Source organism: Streptomyces sp. NPDC057702 (assembly GCF_042799315.1).
In the GTDB taxonomy this organism is placed as follows: domain Bacteria; phylum Actinomycetota; class Actinomycetes; order Streptomycetales; family Streptomycetaceae; genus Streptomyces.
On sequence record NZ_JBHVJC010000008.1, the window covers coordinates 107374 to 129771 of the forward strand.

The 22398-nt window shown below is 73.0% G+C and carries 2 protein-coding genes and 1 pseudogene; all 3 read right to left on the reverse strand.

The annotated features are described in order from the left end of the window. Positions 1 to 8 precede the first annotated feature (8 nt). Positions 9 to 6536 (reverse strand): annotated as a pseudogene (locus tag ACFVFR_RS08090) (type I polyketide synthase); the annotation flags it as partial. A gap of 46 nt (positions 6537 to 6582) precedes the next feature. Further along, positions 6583 to 11964, reverse strand: a complete 5382-nt coding sequence (locus ACFVFR_RS08095) for a type I polyketide synthase (RefSeq protein WP_383698855.1) — start codon at positions 11962 to 11964, stop codon at positions 6583 to 6585. A 46-nt stretch (positions 11965 to 12010) separates the two neighbouring features. Next, a complete protein-coding gene (locus tag ACFVFR_RS08100; protein WP_383698856.1) occupies positions 12011 to 22381 on the reverse strand; it encodes a type I polyketide synthase in 10371 nt (3456 codons plus the stop codon). Positions 22382 to 22398: the final 17 nt, after the last annotated feature.

Sequence of the window (22398 nt, forward strand, 5' to 3'; positions counted from 1 at the left end):
GAACGCGATCAGAGGTCGGTACTGCCGAAGGCCAGGCCGATGAGGTCGTCGGCGTCCATCGCGTCGATCGACTCCAGGTCGTCCGCCGCCACACCGTCCGCCGATCCGTCCACCGGTGGCGCGGGGTCGGCCGTGGCCAGTTCCAGCAGGGCACCGAGCAGCCCGGCCGCGCGCAGTCGGGCCGGCGCGAGGCTGGTCAGCAACCGGCGGATCTCCGCGTCGTCGACCGCGTCCACACCGGCCCCCGCGCCAGCCGCCTCGGCCGGCTCGCCCAGCGCCTCGGTCAGCTCCGCACGCAACCGCCCGGCCAGCGCGGCCGGCGTGGGGTGGTCGAAGACGAGCGTGGCGGGCAGCCGCAGACCGGTGGCCGCGCCCAGCCGGTTACGCAGCTCCACCGCCGTCAACGAGTCCACACCGAGCTGCTTGAACGCCTGCTCGGGGCCGACCTCCCCACCGGAGGCGTAACTCAGCACGAGTGCGGTCTGCTCCCGCACCAGCCCCAGCAGCAACCGGCCGCGCTCGGCCTCGGGCACCGCCGCCAGCCGGCGGACCAGCGCCTGAGCCCCGTCCGCCGCCTCCGCCCCGGAGACGGCCACCCGCCGCGCGGGCGCGCCCACCAACTGCCGCAGCAGCGGCGGCACGCGCTGCGCCCCGAGTGCCTCGCGGGCCGCACGCGCGTCGAACCCCATCGCCACCAGCGCGGCCCGGTCGGCCCGCAGCGCCGCGCTGAAGTGGTCGAGCCCCACGGCGTCGGTGAGCGGCGTCGTCCCGGCCCGACGCAGCCGGGTCAGATCGGCGGCGCCCAGGTGCCCCGTCATCCCGCTCTCCCGCTCCCACAGCCCCCACGCCACCGACACACCCGGCAGCCCCTGGTCACGCCGGTGTTGCGCCAGCGCGTCCAGGAAGGCGTTCCCCGCCGCGTAGTTGCCCTGCCCCGGCCCACCCAGGACGGCGGCCGACGAGGAGAACAGGACGAAGAAGTCGAGGTGGTGGTGTTGGGTGAGTTGGTGGAGGTGCCAGGCGGTGTGGGTTTTGGGTTGGAGGACGGTGTGGGTGTGTTGGGGTGTGAGGTTGGTGAGGAGGGCGTCGTTGAGTACGCCGGCGGTGTGGATGATGCCGGTGAGGGGGTGTTGGGGTGGGATGGATGCGAGGGCGGTGGTGAGTTGGTGGGGGTTGCTGGTGTCGCAGGCGGTGATGGTGGTGGTGGCGCCGAGTTGGGTGAGTTCGTGGTGGAGTTGGGTGGCGTTGGGTGCTTGTGGTCCGCGTCGGGAGAGGAGGAGGAGGTGGCGTACGTGGTGGTGGGTGACCAGGTGGCGGGCGATGAGGGCGCCCAGGACGCCGGTACCACCGGTGACCACCACCGTCCCGTCCCGCTTGGTGGGCGCGGGCGGCATGGTCAGGACCACCTTGCCGATGTGCCGGGCCTGACTCATGAAGCGGAACGCGTCCAACCCGCGCCGCACGTCCCAGGTGACCGTCGGCAACGGCCGCAGGGCGCCCGCCTCGAAGAGCGGCATCAGCGCGCCCATCATCCGCCCGATCCGCTCGTATCCGGCGTCGATCAGGTCGAACCAGAGGTAGGACCGGCCCGGATGGTCCGCCGCGACCCGCGCGGCGTCGCGCACATCGGTCTTGCCCATCTCCACGAACCGACCACCCTCCCTCAGCAGCCGCAGCGAGGCATCCACGTACGCGTTGGCCAGCGAGTTCAGCACCACGTCCACACCGCCGGACGCGGCGCGCGTGCGCTCCTCGAAGTCCAGTGACCGCGAGGACGCGATCCGCTCGTCCGGCACGCCCAGGGCCCGCAGCGTCGGCCACTTGGCGGGGCTCGCCGTCGTGAACACCTCGGCACCCAGGTGGCGCGCGAGTTGCAGCGCGGCCAGCCCCACACCTCCGGTCGCCGCGTGGACCAGCACGGACTCACCCGCCCGCAGCCCGGCCAGCTCCACCAGGCCGTAGTAGGCCGTGAGGAACGCGATGGGCACGGACGCGCCCTCGGTGTACGACCACCGCGCGGGCAGAGCGACGAGCAGCCGCCGGTCCACGACCGCGACCGGCCCGAACGAACCGGGCACCATGCCCATCACCCGGTCACCGGGCGACAGGTCCCGCACATCGGGCGCCACCTCCAGGACGACGCCCGCCGCCTCGCCACCCATCACGTCCTGATCGACCATGCCCAGGCCCAACAGCACGTCCCGGAAGTTCATCCCCGCCGCGCGCACCGCCATCCGCACCTGCCCGGGCGCCAGCGGCGCGGCGGCCTCCGGGTAGGGCACCAGCGCCAGGTTCTCCAGGGTGCCCTTGCCCCGGGTGTCCAGCCGCCAGGGCTCCCCGTCCGCCGGGGGCACCAACGCCTCCCCGGCGGCGTCCCGCACCAGACGGGGTACCAACAGCCGCCCGGCCCGCAGCGCGAACTGCGGCTCACCCGAGGCGAGCGCACCGGCGAGCGCCGCCCGCGACGCCTCGTGCCCGTCCAGGTCGGCGAGCACGAACCGGTCCGGGTTCTCCGTCTGTGCCGACCGCAGCAACCCCCACACCGGCGCGTGCGCCAGATCCCGCACCGGCTCGCCACCACCGGCCGCCACCGCGCCCCGCGTCACCACCACCAGCCTGCCGGTGAACCGCTCGTCGGCCAGCCACGCCCGCGCCAGGCCCAACACCCGCTCGACCGCGTCCCCCACCGCGTCGGGCAGGCCCGCGTCGGCGACCCCCGAGCCAACGCACGTCACCAACACCGTGTCCGGCACCGCACCGGAGTCGGCCAGCGCGGCCAGATCGGCGTACGCGGCAGGCGCCGGCCCCACGGCGGGGGCCCCACCCAGCGCCAGGTCGTCCGGGCCGACCAGGGCCCACGGGGAGCCGGACTCGGACGTGTCACCTGACACACCCGGCTCCACCCAGTCCACCCACAGCGCGGCGTCCCGGTCATCGACGCCGGCCGCCCGCACCTGCTCCTCGGTCACCTCCCGGCCCACCAGCGAGGCCACCTCGGCCACCGGGGCCCCGGCCGCGTCGGCCAGCGTGAGCGCCAGACCCCCCGCGCCGTCGCCCGTCAGCCGCACCCGTAGCGCGCTGGCCCCGGACGCGTAGAGCCGCACCCCGCTCCACGCGAACGGCAGCCGCACCGGGGCGTCGGGGTCGGCGGCGCCGTGCAACGCGGCGTCCAGCAACGCCGGGTGCAGACCGAACCCGCCCGCCGACTCCCGCTGGTCATCGGGCAGCCGCACCTCGGCGAACAGGTCATCGCCCCGCCGCCACAGGGCGCGCACCCCTTGGAACACCGGCCCGTAGCCGAGCCCGCTCGCGGCCAGCCGTGGATAGAACCCCGCCAGGTCCACCGCCTCCGCACCGACCGGCGGCCACTGCGCCAGATCCCAGTCCGGCCGCCCGGCACCGGTACCGACAAAGCCGGTCGCATGCGGGGTCCACGCCGCATCGGCCTCGGCCTCCTCGGGCCGGGAGTGAATCGTCAACGGCCGCCGCCCGGAACCCTCCTCCGGCGCCCCCACGGTGAGCTGCAACCGGACAGTCTCCCCGGCGGGGACGACCAGCGGCGCCGCGAGCGTCAACTCCTCCAGTACGTCACACCCGACCTGGTCGCCCGCCCGGACGGCCAACTCCACCAGCGCCGCACCCGGCACCAACACCGTGCCCCACACCGCGTGGTCGGCCAACCACGGCTGCGACCGCACCGACACCCTGCCGACCAGCACCGTGTCACCGCCCCCACCCGCCAGCGACAACACCCCACCCAGCAACGGATGCCCCGCCGCGTCCAACCCGGCCGACCGCACATCCCCGACCGCCTCCGAGGCCGCCAACCAGTACGGCTGGCGTTGGAAGGGGTAGGTGGGAAGGTCGAGATGCCGGTGGATCGGGCCGGGGGCGGGATGGGTCCAGTTGATGGGTGTGTTGTGGGTGTGGAGGTGGGCGGCGTGGGTGAGGAGTTGGAGCCAGGTGCCGTGGTCGCGGCGCAGGGTTCCGGTGATGGTGGTGGGTTGGTTGGTTTGTTCGGTGATGTTGTGGAGTGCGGTGGTGAGGATGGGGTGGGGGCTGATTTCGATGAAGGTGGTGTGTGCGTTGTTGAGTGCGGTGGTGGTGGCGTGGGTGAGGAGGACGGGTTGGCGCAGGTTGGTGTACCAGTAGTCGGCTGTGAGTTGGGTGGTGTCGAGGGATTGGCCGGTGGTGGTGGAGTAAAAGGGGATGTCGCTCGTCGTGGGCTTCAGGCCCGCGAGTTGCTGGGTGAGCTGCGACTGGATGGTTTCGACGTGGGGTGTGTGGGAGGCGTAGTCGACGTTGATGCGTCGTGCGTGGATGTCGTGTGTTTCGCAGTGGGTGAGGAGTGTTTCGATGGCTTGGGTGTCGCCGGCGATGACGGTGGTGTGGGGTCCGTTGTGCGCGGCGATGTGGAGCTGCTCGCCCCAGGCTCCCGGGAGTTGTTGGGCCGCCTCGGCGGTCAGCGACAGTGAGGCCATGGTGCCGTGGCCGGTGAGGGTGGTGTGGATGGCTTGGCTGCGTAGGGCGGTGATGCGGGCGCCTTCGTTGAGGGTGAGGGCGCCGGCGATGACGGCTGCGGGGATTTCGCCTTGGGAGTGTCCGATGACGGCGGTGGGTTGGACGCCCAGGGACTGCCAGACTCTGGCGAGGGAGATCATGATGGCGAAGAGTGCGGGTTGGAGGATGTCGACGCGTTCGATGGGTTGGCCGCTGGTGAGCACATCCGTCAACGACCAGTCGACATAAGGGGTGAGGGCGTTCTCGCACTCGACTATCGACTGTTGGAAGACGGTCGAGGTGGCGAGGAGGTCGGTGGCCATGCCGGTCCACTGGGAGCCCTGGCCGGGGAAGACGAAGACGGGGCGGCCGTGGTTTCCCTCTCCCGTCACCACACCCGGGTGCTCCCGCCCCTCAGCCAGCGCGTCGAGGCCGGTGAGGAGTGCGGCACGGTCGGTGCCGAGGACGACGGCGCGGTGCTCGAAGGTGGAGCGTTCTGCCGTCAGGGAGTGCGCGACGGCGGCCGGCGACCACTCCGGGTGGGCCGCCACGGCGTCCCGCAGCCGGCTCGCGGTGGCGCGCAGCGCCGTGCCCGAGCGGGCGGACACCGGCCAGGCCACGGGCCGATCCGGCTCAGGAGCCTGCGCACCGGCCGGCTCCGTTGCCGGCTCCGCTTCGCGGTCCGGGGCCTGCTCCAGGATGACGTGGGCGTTGGTGCCGCTGACGCCGAACGAGGAGACGCCGGCCCGGCGCGGACGGCCGGTCTCCGGCCACTCCCGCTCTTCGGTGAGCAGGCGTACGGCGCCGCTGGCCCAGTCGACGTGGGGTGTGGGTTGGTCGACGTGCAGGGTGGGTGGCAGGACGCCGTGGCGCATGGCCTGCACCATCTTGATGACCCCGCCGACCCCGGCGGCGGCCTGGGTGTGCCCGATGTTGGACTTCAGCGAGCCCAGCCACAGTGGCCGGTCGTCCGCCCGGCCCTGGCCGTAGGTGGCCAGCAGCGCCTGGGCCTCGATCGGGTCACCCAGCGTCGTACCCGTACCGTGCGCCTCCACCGCGTCGACCAGGTCGGGGGAGAGGCCGGCCGCGTCGAGCGCCTGCCGGATGACGCGCTGTTGCGAGGGGCCGTTGGGGGCGGACAGGCCGCTGCTCGCACCATCCTGGTTGACCGACGACCCACGGAGTACGGCGAGCACCGGGCGGCCCGCCCGGCGGGCGTCAGACAGTCGCTCGATGAGCAGCATGCCCGCGCCCTCGCCCCAGGCGGTGCCGTCGGCCGAGGCCGCGAACGACTTGCAACGGCCGTCCCTGGCCAGGCCGCCCTGGCGGCTGAACTCCACGAAGGTGGTCGGCGTGGCCATCACCGTCACCCCGCCCGCCAGCGCCATGGCACAGTCACCCCGGCGTACGGCCTGTGCCGCCAGATGCAGCGCGACCAGCGATGACGAGCACGCCGTGTCCAGCGTGACCGCCGGCCCCTCCAGACCGAGCACGTAGGCGACCCGGCCCGAGGCGACGCTGGCAGCGGTGCCGCTGCCCAGGAACCCGGCGACGGACTCGTCCACCTCGTCACCCAGGCGCGTGGCGTAGTCGTGGTACATCAGCCCGGCGAAGACACCCACCCGGGAGCCGCGCAGCGTCGCCGGGACGATGCCCGCCCGCTCGAACGCCTCCCACGCGGTCTCCAGGAGCAGGCGTTGCTGCGGGTCCATCGCCAGCGCCTCGCGTGGGCTGATGTCGAAGAACGCCGGGTCGAACCCGGTCGCGCCCTCCAGGAAGCCACCCTCACACACGTACGACGTGCCGGGCCGCGCCCCGTCCGGGTCGTAGAAGTCCGCCAGCTGCCAGCCGCGCTCCGCCGGCGGTACGCCGATGGCGTCCCGGCCCGTGGACACCAGGTCCCACAGCTCCTCCGGGGTGTCGACGCCACCGGGGAACCGGCAGCTCATCCCGACGATGGCCAGTGGCTCTCGGTCGGCTTCCTCCAACTCGGCCACCCGCCGCCGGGACTCGGTGAGTTCGGCCGTGGCCCAGCGCAGATGCTCGCGAAACTTCTCTTCCTGTGACACTTTGCGCCTGCTCCTAAAGCCGGTTCGGGTTCGGGGGAGTGTCGCGGTCGGAGCCGCGCAACTGGTCGAGAGCGGCGAAGAGTTCGTCATCGCTGGCCGCCGCCAGGTCGGGCTTGTCCGTTGTCTCCCGTGGCGCGTCCGCCCAGCGGGACAGCAGGTCGCGCAGCCGGTGGGCGATCGACCCGCGCGCCTCGGCGTCGGCGGCGAACGGCGTGAGGAACGCCTCCAGGCGATCCAGTTCGGCCAGCGCCGGCGCGACCTCGGTGGTGTCCTGCCGCGCGCCCAGCTCGGCACACAGATGGGCGGCCAGCGCGGTGGCGTTGGGGTGGTCGTAGATCAGCGTGCTGGGCAGCTCCACGCCGGTCTCCTCGTGCAGCGCCGCCTGGAGATCGAGGCTGGCCAGGGAGTCGAAGCCCAGGTCGACGAAGCCGAGGTCCGGGTCGATCCCGCCTTCCGACGCCTCGCCGAGTGCCACCGCCGCCTGGGTGAGCACCAGGCTGGTCAGGGCCCGTAGCCGCTCCTGCTCAGGCATGGCCCGCAACCGGTGCCCGGCGGGATGCGCGGCGCCGGCCACGAGTGGCGCGGGTTCGGCGTCCCCAGCCGGTAGGGCTGTCGCGGTGGGTGGCGCGGTGGAGTCGGAGGGGGCCGCACCCGAAGTGGCCGGGCGGTCGACGGCCGGGCTGGTGGTGGTCGGGCCGAAGGTGGTCGGGTCGGTCGCCACGGGTGGTGTGAACGACGCGGCCAGCTCGGCCAGCAGCGGCGCGATCCGGCGGCTCGCGCCGCGCTCCCGAAGTCGCTCGCCGTCCAGGCGCAGCGGGACCAGCACCGGCTCGTCGCTCACTCGCCGGGCCCGGTCGAAGAGGTCGAGCGCGTCCGCGGTGGCCAGGGCCCGGACCCCGTCGCGGCCCATGCGCTCCAGTTCGCGCTGGGTCAACCCGCCGGTCAGCTCGCTGCGCTCAGCCCACAGGCCCCAGGCCAGGGACAGGCCCGGCAGGCCCTGGGCGCGGCGGTGTCGGGCGAGGGCGTCCAGGCAGGCGTTGGCCGCCGCGTAACCCGCCTGGCCCGCTGGCCCGAAGAGTCCGGAGGCGGAGGAGAACAGCACGAACTCGCGCAGGTCCAGATCGGCCGTCAGCTCGTGCAGATGCCAGGCCGCGTCCAGCTTGGGCCGCGCCACCGCCGCGAACCGCTCCGGTGTCAGCGTCGCCACCAAGCCGTCGTCGACGACGCCGGCCGCGTGCACCACGCCCGTCAGCTGCTGCCCGGCGGGCATCGCGCCCACCACGGCGGCCAGGGCGTCCCGGTCGGCCACGTCACACGCGGCGAACGCGACCTCCGCTCCCAGCGCGACCAACTCGGCCGCCAGGGCCGGCGCCCCGGGTGCCCGCTCCCCGCGCCGGCTGACCAGCAACAGCCGGCGTGCGCCCTGTGCCGCCAGCCGCCGGGCGACCAGCCCGCCGAGCGTGCCCGTGCCGCCCGTGACCAGCACCGTGCCGTGGGCCGAGCCGGGGAGTTCCCCGGTGTCCGCCGTCGGCACCGGAGTCAGCCGGGGCACCAGTGACCGACCGTCGCGCAGAGCCATCTCCGGCTCCGTGTCCAGCGACGCGAGCGCGGGCGCGGCAACCCCGGGGGCCGCACCGGCCAGCGTCAGCAGGCCGAACCGGTGCGGGTGCTCCGCCCGCACACCGCGTAGCAGCCCCTGGACCGCGGCGCCCACCAGAGCGCGGCCCGCCGCCGCCACACCGGTCCGCTCCTCGACGACCGCGACCAGCCGCGAGGCGGCGAGCCCCGGCGCGGCCACCCAGGCCCGCGCCAGGTCGAGCAGCTCACCCACCGTGGCGCGGACCGCGTCCGGCAGCCTGGCGGACTCCGCGCCCGGCGGCACGGGCACCGGCCACAGCACGACCTCGGGCGGCGGCGCGCCGGCGGCCACCGCCGCGACCAGCGCCGGCAGGTTCGGGTAGGCCGCGTCCACGGCCAGCGGCAGCGCGTCCGCGGCGCCGAGCACCGCGAGCGGGCCGGCCGCCCGCCCGGCCGGGGCGGCCGGCACCCAGTGCGTACGCGACAGCGACCCCGACGCGGCGGGCAGCGGGGCCCGCAGCGGCCGGGACTCCAGCCGGGCGACGGACAGCACCGGGGCGCCGCTGGCGTCGGTGGCTGTCACCCGCACCGCGTGCGGGCCCTCGGGGGTGATCCGCGCGCGGAGGGTGTCGGCCCCGGTGGCGTGCACCCGCACCCCGTGCCAGGCGTACGGGACCAGCCGCTCCGTGGCCTCGGCGGGCGCCGTGGCGAGCACGGCCCGCAACGCGGCGTCGAGCAGCGCCGGATGCACCCCGAACCGCCCGGCCCGCGCCTGAACGGCGGCCGGCAGGGCCGCCTCGGCGAACACCTCGTCGCCGCGCCGCCACACGGCCCGCAGCCCGTCGAACGCCGGCCCGGCGCCGATACCCAGCCGCGCCGTGCGCTCCGCGAACCCCTCAAGGCTCACCGGCTCGGCACCGCGCGGCGGCCACTCGGCCACGTCGAGGGCCGCGCCCACCGAGCCGGAGGCGGGAGCCAGTGTCCCCACCGCGTGCCGGGTCCACCGGCCGTCCGCGTCGGCCGACGGGCGCGCGGAGAGTTCGAACGCGCGCCGGCCCGTGGCGTCCGAGGCCCCCACCAGCAGGCGCAGGGCGCTGCCCTCCGTCGGGCCGGCGTCCGGGCCGGGCAGCTCCAGCGGGGCGACCAACGTCAGCTCCGCGAGCTGCCCGCACCCGGCCCGCTCACCCGCCCAGCACGCCAGCTCGACCACCGCGGTGCCGGGCAGCACCACCCGGCCAAGGACCCGGTGGTCGGCGAGCCACGGGTGGGACCGCGCGGACAGCCGTCCGGTGTACAGCACCCCGTCCCCGTCCGGCAGCGGCACCGCAGCGTCGAGCAGCGGGTGGCCGGCCGGGGCCAGCCCGGCCGCCGTCACGTCGACGTCCTCGGGGCCGTCGTCCAACCAGTAGCGCCGGCGGCGAAAAGCGTAGGTGGGCAGCTCGACCTCGGGCGTCCCGCTCGGGAACGCCGCCGACCAGTCCACCGTCAACCGGTGGGCGTGCAGTGCGGCCAGTGTGGCCGGCAGCCCGTCGGCACCGCTGGCCCCACCGGTGGGCGAGGCGACCACCCGGACACCATCGCCGGCCACGGCGGCCAGCGCCGGCGCGACCGCATCCCGCTCGCTGACCTCCACGAACAGCGTGTGGCCGCGCGCGAGCGCCTCGCGTACGGCGTCCGTCGGGTCCTCTGGCGCCGCCTGGAAGGGCACTCGGGCCCCCGCCGGGTCAACCGGCGTGGGGGCCGCCGAGGTCACCGCGCGGGCACCCTCCTTCAACGACAGCGCGCCCGCCACACACGCCCCGGCGACCGTGGCGGCACCCACGCCGATGACAGCCGCGGGCCGCACGCCGTACTCCTCCCACAGCCCGGCCAGCGCCACCACGACCGCCCACCGCACCGCCCCGTCCACGACCCGCGCGTTCCGTGTCGTCGTCTCGGGCCGCTCGCCGCGCAGCGCGTCCCGTACCGACCAGTCAGCGAAGCCGCTCAGCGCCTCGTCACACTCGCCCAGGCGCCGGGCGAACGCGGGCGAGGTGTCGGCCAGCCGGGCGGCCCAGTCCAGCCGCGCGGGGGCGGCCAGGACGAACACGGCCCGCTCGCCGGCGCGGACACTCCCACGCGTCACACCCGGCGCGTCACGGTCCGCCGCGAGCGATCGCACCCCCGCCACCAGCGCGTCACGGTCCGCGCCCCACACCACGGCCCGGTGGTCGAAGGTCGAACGGGTACGCGCCAGCGCCGCGCCCACCTCCACGGCGGTCAACTCGGGGCGCTCCGCCACGTACGCGGCCAGCCGCTCGGCCTGGGCGCGCAGCGCCGTGGCGCCGCGCCCGGAGAGCACCCACGGCACGCCACCCGACAACGGCGCGAGCGGACCCGGCCCGGACGCGCCGCCACCGCCCCCAACCGCCACCGTCCCGGGCTCGGGCCGCGGATCGGGGGAGTGCTCCAGGATGACGTGCGCGTTGGTGCCACTGACCCCGAACGAGGACACCCCCGCCCGGCGCGGGCGGCCCGTCTCCGGCCACGCCCGCCGCTCGGTCAACAGCCGCACGGCACCGGCCGACCAGTCCACGTGCGGGTTCGGCGCGTCGACGTGCAGGGTGCGCGGCAGCACACCGTGTCGCAACGCGAGCACCGTCTTGATCAACCCGGCGACCCCGGCGGCGGCCTGCGCGTGCCCGATGTTGGACTTCACCGAACCCAGCCACAACGGCCGGTCCGCCGGCCGGTCCTGACCGTAGGTGGCCAGCAGCGCCTGCGCCTCGATCGGGTCACCCAGGGTGGTGCCCGTGCCGTGCGCCTCGACGGCGTCCACCTCGGAGGCGGCCAGCCCCGCCCCGGCCAGCGCCTGCTGGATCACCCGCTGCTGCGCCGGGCCGCTCGGCGCGGTGAGCCCGCTGCTGGCGCCGTCCTGGTTGACGGCGCTGCCCCGGATCACCGCGAGGACGCGCCGCCCGGCACGCCGCGCGTCCGACAGCCGCTCCAGCAGGAGCATGCCCACACCCTCACCCAGCGCCGTGCCGTCGGCCCCGGCCGCGAACGCCTTGCAGCGCGCGTCACCCGCGAGCCCACGCTGCCGGCTGAACTCCACCAGCGCCATCGGCGAGGCCATCACCGTCACCCCACCGGCCAGCGCCAGCGCACAGTCACCCGAGCGCAGCGCCCGCGCCGCCTGGTGCACGGCGACCAGCGACGACGAGCAGGCCGTGTCCAGACTGATCGCCGGCCCCCGCAACCCGAGCGCGTACGCCACCCGACCGGATGCCACGCTGCCCGTACTGCCGTTCCCCAGATAGCCCTCGAACTCGCCGGGCGCGTGCCGCAGCCGTGCCGCGTAGTCCTGGTAGATGACCCCGGCGAACACCCCGGTGTGGCTGCCGCGCAACGCCACCGGGTCGATGCCGGCCCGCTCGACCGCCTCCCACGAGGTCTCCAACAGCAGCCGCTGCTGCGGGTCGGTGGCCAGCGCCTCGCGGGCGCTCATCCCGAAGAACCCCGGGTCGAAGGAGGCCGCGTCATGCAGGAAGCCACCCTCGCGCACGGAGACGCCGCCGTGCCGGGCCGGGTCCGGGTCGTACAGGTCAGGGTCCCAGCCCCGGTCCGTCGGGAACGCCGAGATCGCGTCCCGCTCGTCCGTGACCACCCGCCACAGATCCTCGGGCGAGGCCACGTCGCCGGGAAAGCGGCAGGCCATGCCCACGATCGCGATCGGCTCGCTGTCGGCCTCCTCGACCTCCCGCAGCCGCTGCCGGGTCCGGCGCAGGTCCGAGGTGAGCCGCTTGAGGGTGTCGAGAACCTTCTTGTCGCTCGTCATGCTGGTGTGCGTCTCCCCCGCGAGGTGATGGGTCCCGTCGTTCACGTCAGCCGCGCAGTTCGTCGTCGACGATGTCCAGGAGCTCGTCCAGTGACACCTCACCGAACTCGTCACCCTCCTCGGCGGGCCGCTCCCCGCCGGGCCCACCCCGCTCCCCGCCCGCGTCCACCACGTCAGCCAGCAACGCGCGCAGCCGCCCGGCCAGTTGCTCCCGCGCCGGTTCGTCCGCCGCCACCGCCGACAGGTCCGCCGCCATCCCGTCGAGCCGGGCCAGCACCCCACCCAGGTCCGGGCGTTCCCGCTCGCGCAGCAGTTCCCCGAGGCGGGACGCCACCTCCGCCGGCGTGGGGTGGTCGAAGACGAGCGTGGCGGGCAGCCGCAGACCGGTGGCCGTGGCCAGCCGGTTACGCAGTTCCACCGCTCGCAGCGAGTCGTAACCCGCGTCGAGGAAACCACGCTCGTCGCTGATGGCGTCGGCCGTCGCGTACCCCAGGACCAACGCCGCCTGGCTACGCACCAACTCGCGCAGCGCGTGCGCCCGCTCGGCCGGCGGTAGCGCGGCGAACGCCTGGACGCCCTCCGGTTCCGGCGCGCTGTCCGACACGACCGCCGCCGCACCGCCGGCCACCGCACGGGGCGGCGCGGTAGCGCCCAACAGGGCGCGCAGCAGCGCCGGCCGTGGACCGGTGCGAGCACGCAGCGCCGCCAGGTCGAGCCGCACCGGAAGCACCAGAGGCCGGTCCTGTCCGAGCGCCAGATCGAACAGCGCCAGCCCGTCCGCCGAGGACAGCGGCAGCACACCGGCCCGCCGCGCCAGGTCACCCTGATCCAGCCCGCCGGTCATCTCGCTGGCCTGCTCCCACAGCCCCCACGCCATCGACACCGCCGGCAACCCGAGCCCCGCGCGGTAGTCCGCCAGGGCGTCCAGATAGCCGTTGGCCGCCGCGTAGTTGGCCTGCCCCGCGTTGCCCAGCACACCCCCGGCCGCCGAGAACAGGACGAAGAAGTCGAGGTGGTGGTGTTGGGTGAGTTGGTGGAGGTGCCAGGCGGTGTGGGTTTTGGGTTGGAGGACGGTGTGGGTGTGTTGGGGTGTGAGGTTGGTGAGGAGGGCGTCGTTGAGTACGCCGGCGGTGTGGATGATGCCGGTGAGGGGGTGTTGGGGTGGGATGGATGCTAGGGCGGTGGTGAGTTGGTGGGGGTTGCTGGTGTCGCAGGCGGTGATGGTGGTGGTGGCGCCGAGTTGGGTGAGTTCGTGGTGGAGTTGGGTGGCGTTGGGTGCTTGTGGTCCGCGTCGGGAGAGGAGGAGGAGGTGGCGTACGTGGTGGTGGGTGACCAGGTGGCGGGCGATGAGGGCGCCCAGGACGCCGGTACCACCGGTGACCACCACCGTCCCCTCGGGCCGCGCCACCGGGGCCCGCTCCGTGACCGAGGGGCGACTCCGCTCCAACCGGGGCACCCACACCCGCCCGCCCCGTACGGCGTACTGCGGCTCGGCCCCGGCCAGGACCTCGGCCAGCGCCCGCCCCGAGTCGGCGTGCGCGTCCAGGTCCACCAGCGTGAACCGGTCGGGATGCTCGGCCTGCGCCGACCGCACCGCACCCCACACGGAGGCCCCCGCCAGATCCGACACGCTCCCCGTCGCCCCGTCGCCGTCCGACACCGCCACGGCCCCGCGGGTCACCAGGACCAGCCGCGCCTGACCGAACCGGCCCTCCTCCGCGACCCACTCCCGCAGCAGGTCGAGCACACCCACCACCGCCTCGCCGGCCGCGTCCGCCGAACGACGCTCCGCGTCAGCCGGCGACGACCACGGGGCGACCACGACGCGCGGCGCGTCCGTCGCGCCCCCGGCCACGGCCTGGGCGAGCTCCGCCAGCGTCGGGTGGGCCGTCACCACACCTCCGGCCGCCACCAGCGACGCGCCGACCCCGAGACCGTCGACCCCCACCACGGCGCAGTGCGCCCCCCGCTCCGCCGGCTGACCGGCGGGCACCGCGTGCCACGCCAACCGGAACAGCGAGTCTGTCAAGGCCGTCCGACCCGAGACGGCCAACTGCCGCTGATCGACCGGGCGTACCGCGAGCGTGTCGACCGTGACCACCGGCACGCCACGCCCGTCGGCCACCGCGAGGGACATCGTGTCCGCCCCGGTCGGCGTCAGGCGTACGCGCAACTCGGTGGCGCCCGTGGCGTGCAGCGTCACCCCACTGAAGGAGAACGGCAGCACCACCCGCTCCACGCCGTCCAGCATCGTCGCGTGCAGGGCCGCGTCCAACAGGGCGGGGTGCAGGTCGAACCGGTCGGCGTCGGCCCGTTGCGGCTGAGGTAGCCGCACCTCGGCGAACACCTCCACGCCCCGCCGCCAGGCGGCACGCAGCCCCTGGAACGCCGGCCCGTACACCAACCCGTCCTCCGCCAGCCGTGGATAGATCCCTTCGACCGACACCGGCTCCGCCCCCTCCGGCGGCCACGTCACCCCCACGCCCCCACCCGGCACTCCCGCCTCCGCGACCGCCGACAGCGACCCCGTCGCGTGACACGTCCACTCCACCTCGTCGCCCTGAGACACCCGAGGGGCTGAATGGATGGTGAGGGGGTGTTGTCCGTTGGTGTTGGGGTTGGCGATGTGGATTTGGATGTGTCGGGGTTGGTGGGGTGTGAGGGTGAGTGGTGTGTGGAGGGTGAGTTCGTTGATGTGGTGGAGTCCGGTGTGGTGGGTGGTGTGGAGGGTGAGTTCGAGGAGTGCGGTGCCGGGGAGGAGTGGGGTGTTCCAGAGTGCGTGGTCGGTGAGCCAGGGATAGGTGTCGGTGGAGATCTCCCCGGTATAGACCACACCCTGACCAGCGGCGAGCGCGGTACGGGTGAACAGGAACGGATGATCGGCGGGGTGGGCGTCGTGGTGCGTGGTGGTAGGCGTGGCAAGCCAGTAGTGCTGGCGTTGGAAGGGGTAGGTGGGGAGGTCGAGGTGTGGTGGGTTTGCGGGGAGGAGGGTGTTCCAGTTGATGGGTGTGTTGTGGGTGTGGAGGTGGGCGGCGTGGGTGAGGAGTTGGGTCCAGGTGCCGTGGTCGCGGCGGAGGGTTCCGGTGATGGTGGTGGGTTGGTTGGTTTGTTCGGTGATGTTGTGGAGTGCGGTGGTGAGGATGGGGTGGGGGCTGATTTCGATGAAGGTGGTGTGTGTGTTGTCCAGTGCGGTGGTGGTGGCGTGGGTGAGGAGGACGGGTTGGCGCAGGTTGGTGTACCAGTAGTGGGCGGTGAGTTGGGTGGTGTCGAGGGATTGGCCGGTGGTGGTGGAGTAGAAGGGGATGTGGCTTGGGGTGGGTTTGAGGCCCGCGAGTTGCTGGGTGAGCTGTGACTGGATGGTTTCGACGTGGGGTGTGTGGGAGGCGTAGTCGACGTTGATGCGTCGTGCGTGGATGTCGTGTGTTTCGCAGTGGGTGAGGAGTGTTTCGATGGCTTGGGTGTCGCCGGCGATGACGGTGTTATGAGGTCCGTTGTGCGCGGCGATGTGAAGCTGCTCGCCCCAGGGGCCGGGGAGTTGTTGGGCCGCCTCGGGTGTGAGGGTGAGTGAGGCCATGGCTCCACGCCCGGTGAGGGTGGTGTGGATGGCCTGACTGCGCAGGGCGGTGACCCGAGCCCCTTCGTTGAGGGTGAGGGCGCCGGCGATGACGGCTGCGGGGATTTCGCCTTGGGAGTGTCCGATGACGGCGGTGGGTTGGACGCCCAGTGACTGCCACACCCTGGCCAGGGAGACCATGACGGCGAAGAGTGCGGGTTGGAGGATGTCGACGCGTTCGATGGGTTGGCCGCTGGTGAGGACGTCGGTCAACGACCAGTCGACGTAGGGGGTGAGGGCGTTCTCGCACTCGACTATCGACTGTTGGAAGACGGTTGAGGTGGCGAGGAGGTCGGTGGCCATGCCGGTCCATTGGGAGCCTTGGCCGGGGAAGACGAAGACAGGCTTGGTGTGGTTGGCGTTGCCGGTGATGACGCTGGGGTGTTCGTCACCCTTGGCTAGGGCGTGGAGGGCGTCGAGTAGGTGGTCACGGTCTGGGGCCAGGAGGACGGCGCGGTGTTCGAGGGTGGCTCGCGCGGTCAGCAGGGTGTGGGCGATGGCGTTCGGATCGGCGTCGGGGTGTTCCTGGATGTACGTGGCGAGCTGGGCGGCCTGGGCGCGGAGGGCCCGCGGGTCGCGGGCCGAGAGCACGACCGGCACGACACCCACCTCGCCTGGTGCGCTCAGGGTGTCTGGTCCCGTCTCCGTGTCGGTGGTCTCCGACGCGGGCTCCGGGACCAGGTCCGGGGCCTCTTCCAGGATGACGTGGGCGTTGGTGCCGCTGATGCCGAAGGCGGAGACGGCGGCCCGGCGCGGCCCAGTCTCGCCGCGTACCCAGGCACGCTCCTCCGTGAGCAACTCGACCGCGCCGGCCGCCCAGTCGACGTGCGTGGTGGGCTTGGACACATGCAGGGTGCGGGGGAGTACGCCGTGACGTAGCGCCTGCACCATCTTGATGACTCCGGCGACGCCGGCGGCGGACTGGGTGTGACCGATGTTCGACTTGATGGATCCCAGCCACAGCGGCCGGTCAGCGGGCCGGTTCTGGCCGTACGTGGCGAGCAGGGCCTGCGCTTCGATGGGATCGCCGAGGCGGGTGCCGGTGCCGTGCGCCTCCACCGCGTCCACGTCGTCGGGTGCTAGGCGCGCGTCGGCCAGCGCCGCGCGGATGACGCGTTGTTGCGAGGGGCCGTTGGGGGCGGCGATGCCGTTGGAGGCACCGTCCTGGTTGGTCGCGGAACCCCGGATGACGGCGAGCACTCGGTGCCCGTTGCGCCGCGCGTCCGAGAGGCGTTCGAGCAGCACCATGCCGGCGCCCTCGGACAGGCCGAAGCCGTCGGCCTCCTCGGAGAACGCCATGCAGCGGCCGTTCTCGGACAGCGCGCCCATCCGGTTGAAGCCGATGAACACGTCCGGCGTGGGCATCACGACCGCGCCGCCCGCGAGCGCCATCGTGCACTCTCCCGTACGCAGCGCCTGGGTGGCCAGATGTAGCGCGACCAGCGACGACGAGCATGCGGTGTCCACGGTGACGGCCGGACCCTCCAGCCCGTACGTGTAGGCCAGGCGGCCCGAGATGACGCTGGTGATGCCGCCGGTGATGACGTAGTCCTGGACAGCGGGTGGCGCATCGGCCGATCGGGGGCCGTACGCGTGCGACATGGCTCCGATGAAGGAGCCGGTACGGCTGCCGCGCAGCGTCGCCGGGTCGATGCCGGCGTGCTCGAACGTCTCCCAGGAGGTTTCGAGGACCAGCCGCTGTTGCGGGTCCATGGCCAGCGCCTCGCGCGGGCCGATGCCGAAGAACGCCGCGTCGAACCCGGCGACGTCCCGCAGGAAGCCACCCTCCCGGGTACGTCGACGGCCGGTGCCCTCGTTGGCTGTGCCCGCGTCGCCGCTGCCGAAGGCTTCGGTCAGATCCCAGCCACGGTTGGTGGGCGGCGGCGAGATGGCGTCCCCACCGTCGCTGATCAACCGCCACAGGTCGTCGGGGCTGGCGACATCGCCGGGAAAGCGGCAGGCCATGGCGATGATGGCGATCGGGTCGTCATCGGTGTCCGCCACAGTGGCCACCGGCGGCACACCCTGGTCGGCCACGGGCACCACCGGGGTGGTCTCCACCAGCAGCTCACGCAGATGGGCCGCCAGCGCGAAGGGCGTCGGATAGTCGAAGACCAGGGTGGCCGGCAGCCGGAGCCCCGTCGCCTCCGCGAGCCGGTTACGCAGCGCCACCGACGTCAGGGAGTCGAACCCCGCGTCCTTGAACGCCCGGTCCGGACGGGCGGACTCCGCCGAGCCGAGCCCCAGCACCACCACCGCATGCCGGGTGATCAGCTCGGTCAGCGTCGTCTCCTGGTCCGCCACGGGCTGCGCGGCCAGCTGGTCGCGCAGCCGCGCGGTGACACCGCTCCCGGCCGCGTCATCCTCGGCCGCCGGCCGGTCCAGCAGCCGCCGGGCCGCCGGCAACTCGTCGAGCAACCGACTCGCGCGCATCGAGGTGAACAGGGGCACGAAGCGACCCCAGTCGATGTCGGCCACGGCCACCAGCGTGTCGTCGTGGTCCAGCGACTGCTGGAGCGCGGCGACGGCCAACTCGGCCGGCATCAGCGGCAGCCCCTGGCGACGCACCCGCTCCCGGGTCTCCTGGACGTCCACCCCGTCGAGGTTCCGCCAGGTGTGTACGGCGTCCTCCCACACCCCCCAGGCCACCGACGTCATCGGCACTCCACGGGCCCGACCCTGCTCCGCCAGCGCGTCGAGGGCCGCGTTCGCCGCCGCGTACGCCGCGTGGTCACCACTGCCCCAGAAGCCGGCGATGGAAGAGAAGAGAACGAACGCGTCCAACTCCTCGGGATCGAGCAACTCCGCCAGCCGCACCGCACCGTTGACCTTGGCGGCCAACACCGAGTCCAGGCTCGGCAACGTCGTCTCACCCACCGGTGCCAACTCGATGAACGCGGCCGCGTGCAGCACGGTACGTACCGTGTGCCCCTCCGTTCGCAGCCGGTCGAGCAGACTCGCCACCGCGTCGTCGTCGGCCACGTCGCACGCCGCGACGGTCACCGCCACGCCACGCCGTTCGAGGTCGCTCACCCACTCCGTGGCGCCGGGCGCGGCCGGTCCCGACCGGCTGACCAACACCAGGTGCTCAGCCCCCTGGGCGACCAGCCAGTCTGCCAAGCGTGGCGCGAGGCTCCCGGTGCCACCCGTGACCAGTACCGTGCCGCGAGGCCGCCACCGGCGGGCCGGCCGCCCGCCGCCCGCCGCGCTCACCATCCGCCGTGCGAGCAACCCGGCCGAACGCACCGCCACCTGGTCCTCGCCCGTCGCACCGGACAGCACCTGCCGCAGCAGCGCGCCCGACCGCGCGTCCAGGCTCGCCGGCAGATCAACCAACCCGCCCCACAACGCCGGATGCTCCAGGGCGACCACCCGGCCAAGTCCCCAGACCTGTGCCTGTACCGGATCGGCCGGAGCGTCCGACGGGCCCGTGGACACCGCACCTCGGGTGACACTCCACAGCGGCGCCCGCGACCCGAGATCGCTCAGGGCCTGAACCAGGGTCAGCGTCAGAGCCACCCCCGTCGCCAGCGCGCCGTACCGTGAGTGCGCACGCGTGTCCAACCCCACGAAGGACAGCACACCCGCCGTCTCGGCTTCCCCTTCCGCGCCCCCCGCCTCGGCGAGTACGTCCCGCAGCCGGGCCCCCAGCGCCTCGCGGTCGGCGTCCGACTCGGTCAACTCCACCGGTACGACGCGGACGCCGTGGCCACCGAGCACACGCAGCGCCTCCGCGACCCACGGGTCCGTGTCCTGCCCGTCGGCGAGCACCACGAGCCAGGTCCCGGACAGCGGCGCGGAGGACACCCGCCCCACCGGCTTCCAGGCGATCCGGTAACGCCACCCGTCGACCGCGTCGCGATCACGGTGCTGCCTGCGCCAGGCCGACAACGTCGGCAACAGCGCGGACAGCGACGAACGTCCGTCCTCGTCCTCGATCTGAAGCGTCTCCGTCAGCGCGCCGACATCACCACCCTCCACCGCGGCCCAGAACCCCGCGTCGGCCTCGTCTCCCGGAACCTGGCCACCCCCCACGCCATCGGCTGCCTCGTCATAGATCCAGAGGTGCTGGCGTTGGAAGGGGTAGGTGGGGAGGTCGAGTCGCGGCGCACGAGTGGGGAGGAGGGTGTGCCAGTTGATGGGTGTGTTGTGGGTGTGGAGGTGGGCGGCGTGGGTGAGGAGTTGGGTCCAGGTGCCGTGGTCGCGTCGGAGGGTTCCGGTGATGGTGGCGGGTTCGGTGGGTTCGGCGCTGGTGGCGGCTTGTTCGGTGATGTTGTGGAGTGCGGTGGTGAGGATGGGGTGGGGGCTGATTTCGATGAAGGTGGTGTGTGCGTTGTCCAGTGCGGTGGTGGTGGCGTGGGTGAGGAGGACGGGTTGGCGCAGGTTGGTGTACCAGTAGTCGGCGGTGAGTTGGGTGGTGTCGAGGGATTGGCCGGTGGTGGTGGAGTAAAAGGGGATGTCGCTGTTGCGCGGCTTCAGGTCGGCGAGTACGTCGATGAGCTGTGACTGGATGGTTTCGACGTGGGGTGTGTGGGAGGCGTAGTCGACGTTGATGCGTCGTGCGTGGATGTCGTGTGTTTCGCAGTGGGTGAGGAGTGTTTCGATGGCTTGGGTGTCGCCGGCGATGACGGTGTTATGAGGTCCGTTGTGCGCGGCGATGTGAAGCTGCTCGCCCCACGCCCCTGGGAGTTGTTGGGCGGCTTCAGGTGTGAGGGTGAGGGAGGCCATGGCGCCGTGCCCGGTGAGGGTGGTGTGGATGGCCTGACTACGCAGGGCCGTGACCCGAGCCCCTTCGTTGAGAGTGAGGGCGCCGGCGATGACGGCTGCGGGGATTTCGCCTTGGGAGTGTCCGATGACGGCGGTGGGTTGGACGCCCAGGGACTGCCACACCCTGGCCAGGGAGACCATGACGGCGAAGAGTGCGGGTTGGACGATGTCCACGCGTTCGATGGGTTGGCCGCTGGTGAGGACATCCGTCAACGACCAGTCGACATAAGGGGCCAGGGCGTTCTCGCACTCGACTATCGACTGTTGGAAGACGGTCGAGGTGGCGAGGAGGTCGGTGGCCATGCCGGTCCATTGGGAGCCTTGGCCGGGGAAGACGAAGACAGGCTTGGTGTGGTTGGCGTTACCGGTGATGACGCCGGGGTGTTCGTCACCCTTGGCCAGGGCCTGCAGCGCGTCGAGCAGATGGTCACGGTCTGGGGCCAGGAGGACAGCGCGGTGTTCGAGGGTGGCTCGCGCGGTCAGCAGGGTGTGGGCGACGGCGTACGGATCGGCATCGGGGCGTTCCTCGATGTACGCGGCCAGCCGGGCGGCCTGGGCGCGGAGGGCCTGCGGGTCGCGGGCCGAGAGGACGACCGGCACGACACCCGTATCGACGGTCGGGCCCCCGTCCTCCGGGACGACCTCCTGCTGGGGGGCCTCTTCCAGGATGACGTGGGCGTTGGTGCCGCTGATGCCGAACGAGGAGACGGCGGCCCGACGCGGGCGCCCCGTCTCGGGCCACTCCCGCTCTTCGGTGAGCAGCCGTACGGTACCGGCCTCCCAGTCGACGTGCGGCGTGGGCTCGTCCACGTGCAGCGTGCGTGGCAGCACGCCGTGGCGCATGGCCTGCACCATCTTGATGACCCCGCCAACACCGGCGGCGGCCTGGGTGTGACCGACGTTGGACTTCAACGAGCCCAGCCACAGCGGCCGGTCGGCGGGCCGTCCCACACCGTAGGTGGCCAGCAGCGCCTGCGCCTCGATCGGGTCACCCAGGGTGGTGCCGGTCCCGTGCGCCTCCACCACGTCCACGTCCACCGAGGCCAGCCGGGCGTTGCCCAGGGCCTGGGTGATGGCCCGTTCCTGTGCCGGGCCGTTGGGCGCCGAGAAGCCGCTGCTGCTGCCGTCCTGGTTGATGGCTGAGCCGCGCAGTACGGCCAGTACCTGGTGACCCTTGCGCTGGGCGTCGGAGAGGCGTTCCAGGACGAGGACGCCGACACCCTCGCCCCAGCCGGTGCCGTCGGCGGACGCGGCGAACGCCTTGCAGCGGCCGTCGGGGGAGAGCCCGCGCTGTCGGCTGAACTCCACGAACCCGACCGGCGTGGTCATCACCGTGACGCCGCCGACCAGGGCCATCGAGCACTCGCCGGACCGGAGCGACTGGCCCGCCAGGTGCAGCGCGACCAGCGACGACGAGCACGCCGTGTCCACCGTGACGGCCGGTCCCTCAAGGCCCAGGGTGTAGGCGATGCGGCCCGAGACCACACTGCCCAGGCTGCCTGTCATCAGGTAGCCCTCAAGGTCGTCGGGTGTCTCGTGCAGCGGGGCGGCGTAGTCCTGGTGCATCACACCGGCGAACACACCCGTACGGCTGCCCTGGACCGAGGTGGGGTCGAGCCCGGCGCGTTCGAGTGCCTCCCACGCGACCTCCAGCAGGATGCGCTGCTGTGGGTGCATGGCGGTCGCCTCGCGCGGGCTGATCCCGAAGAACTCCGGGTCGAAGTCGGCGGCGCCGCTCAGAAAGCCCCCGGAACGGGTGTAGCTCTTGCCGACGGCGTCCGGGTCCGGGTCGTAGAGTTCGGCGACGTCCCAGCCACGGTCCTCGGGGAATCCGGAGATCGCGTCACTCCCGCTCGCCACCAGCTCCCACAGCTCCTCCGGTGAGCTCACACCCCCGGGGTAGCGGCAGGCCATGCCGACGATGGCGATCGGCTCGGAGGCCGCTGTGGTCAGCGCGTGGTTGCGCTGCCGCAGGGACTCGACCTCCTTGAGGGAGGCCCGCAGCGCCTTGACGACTTCTTCGCTCGATGCGGTCATCGATAACTCCGAACCTC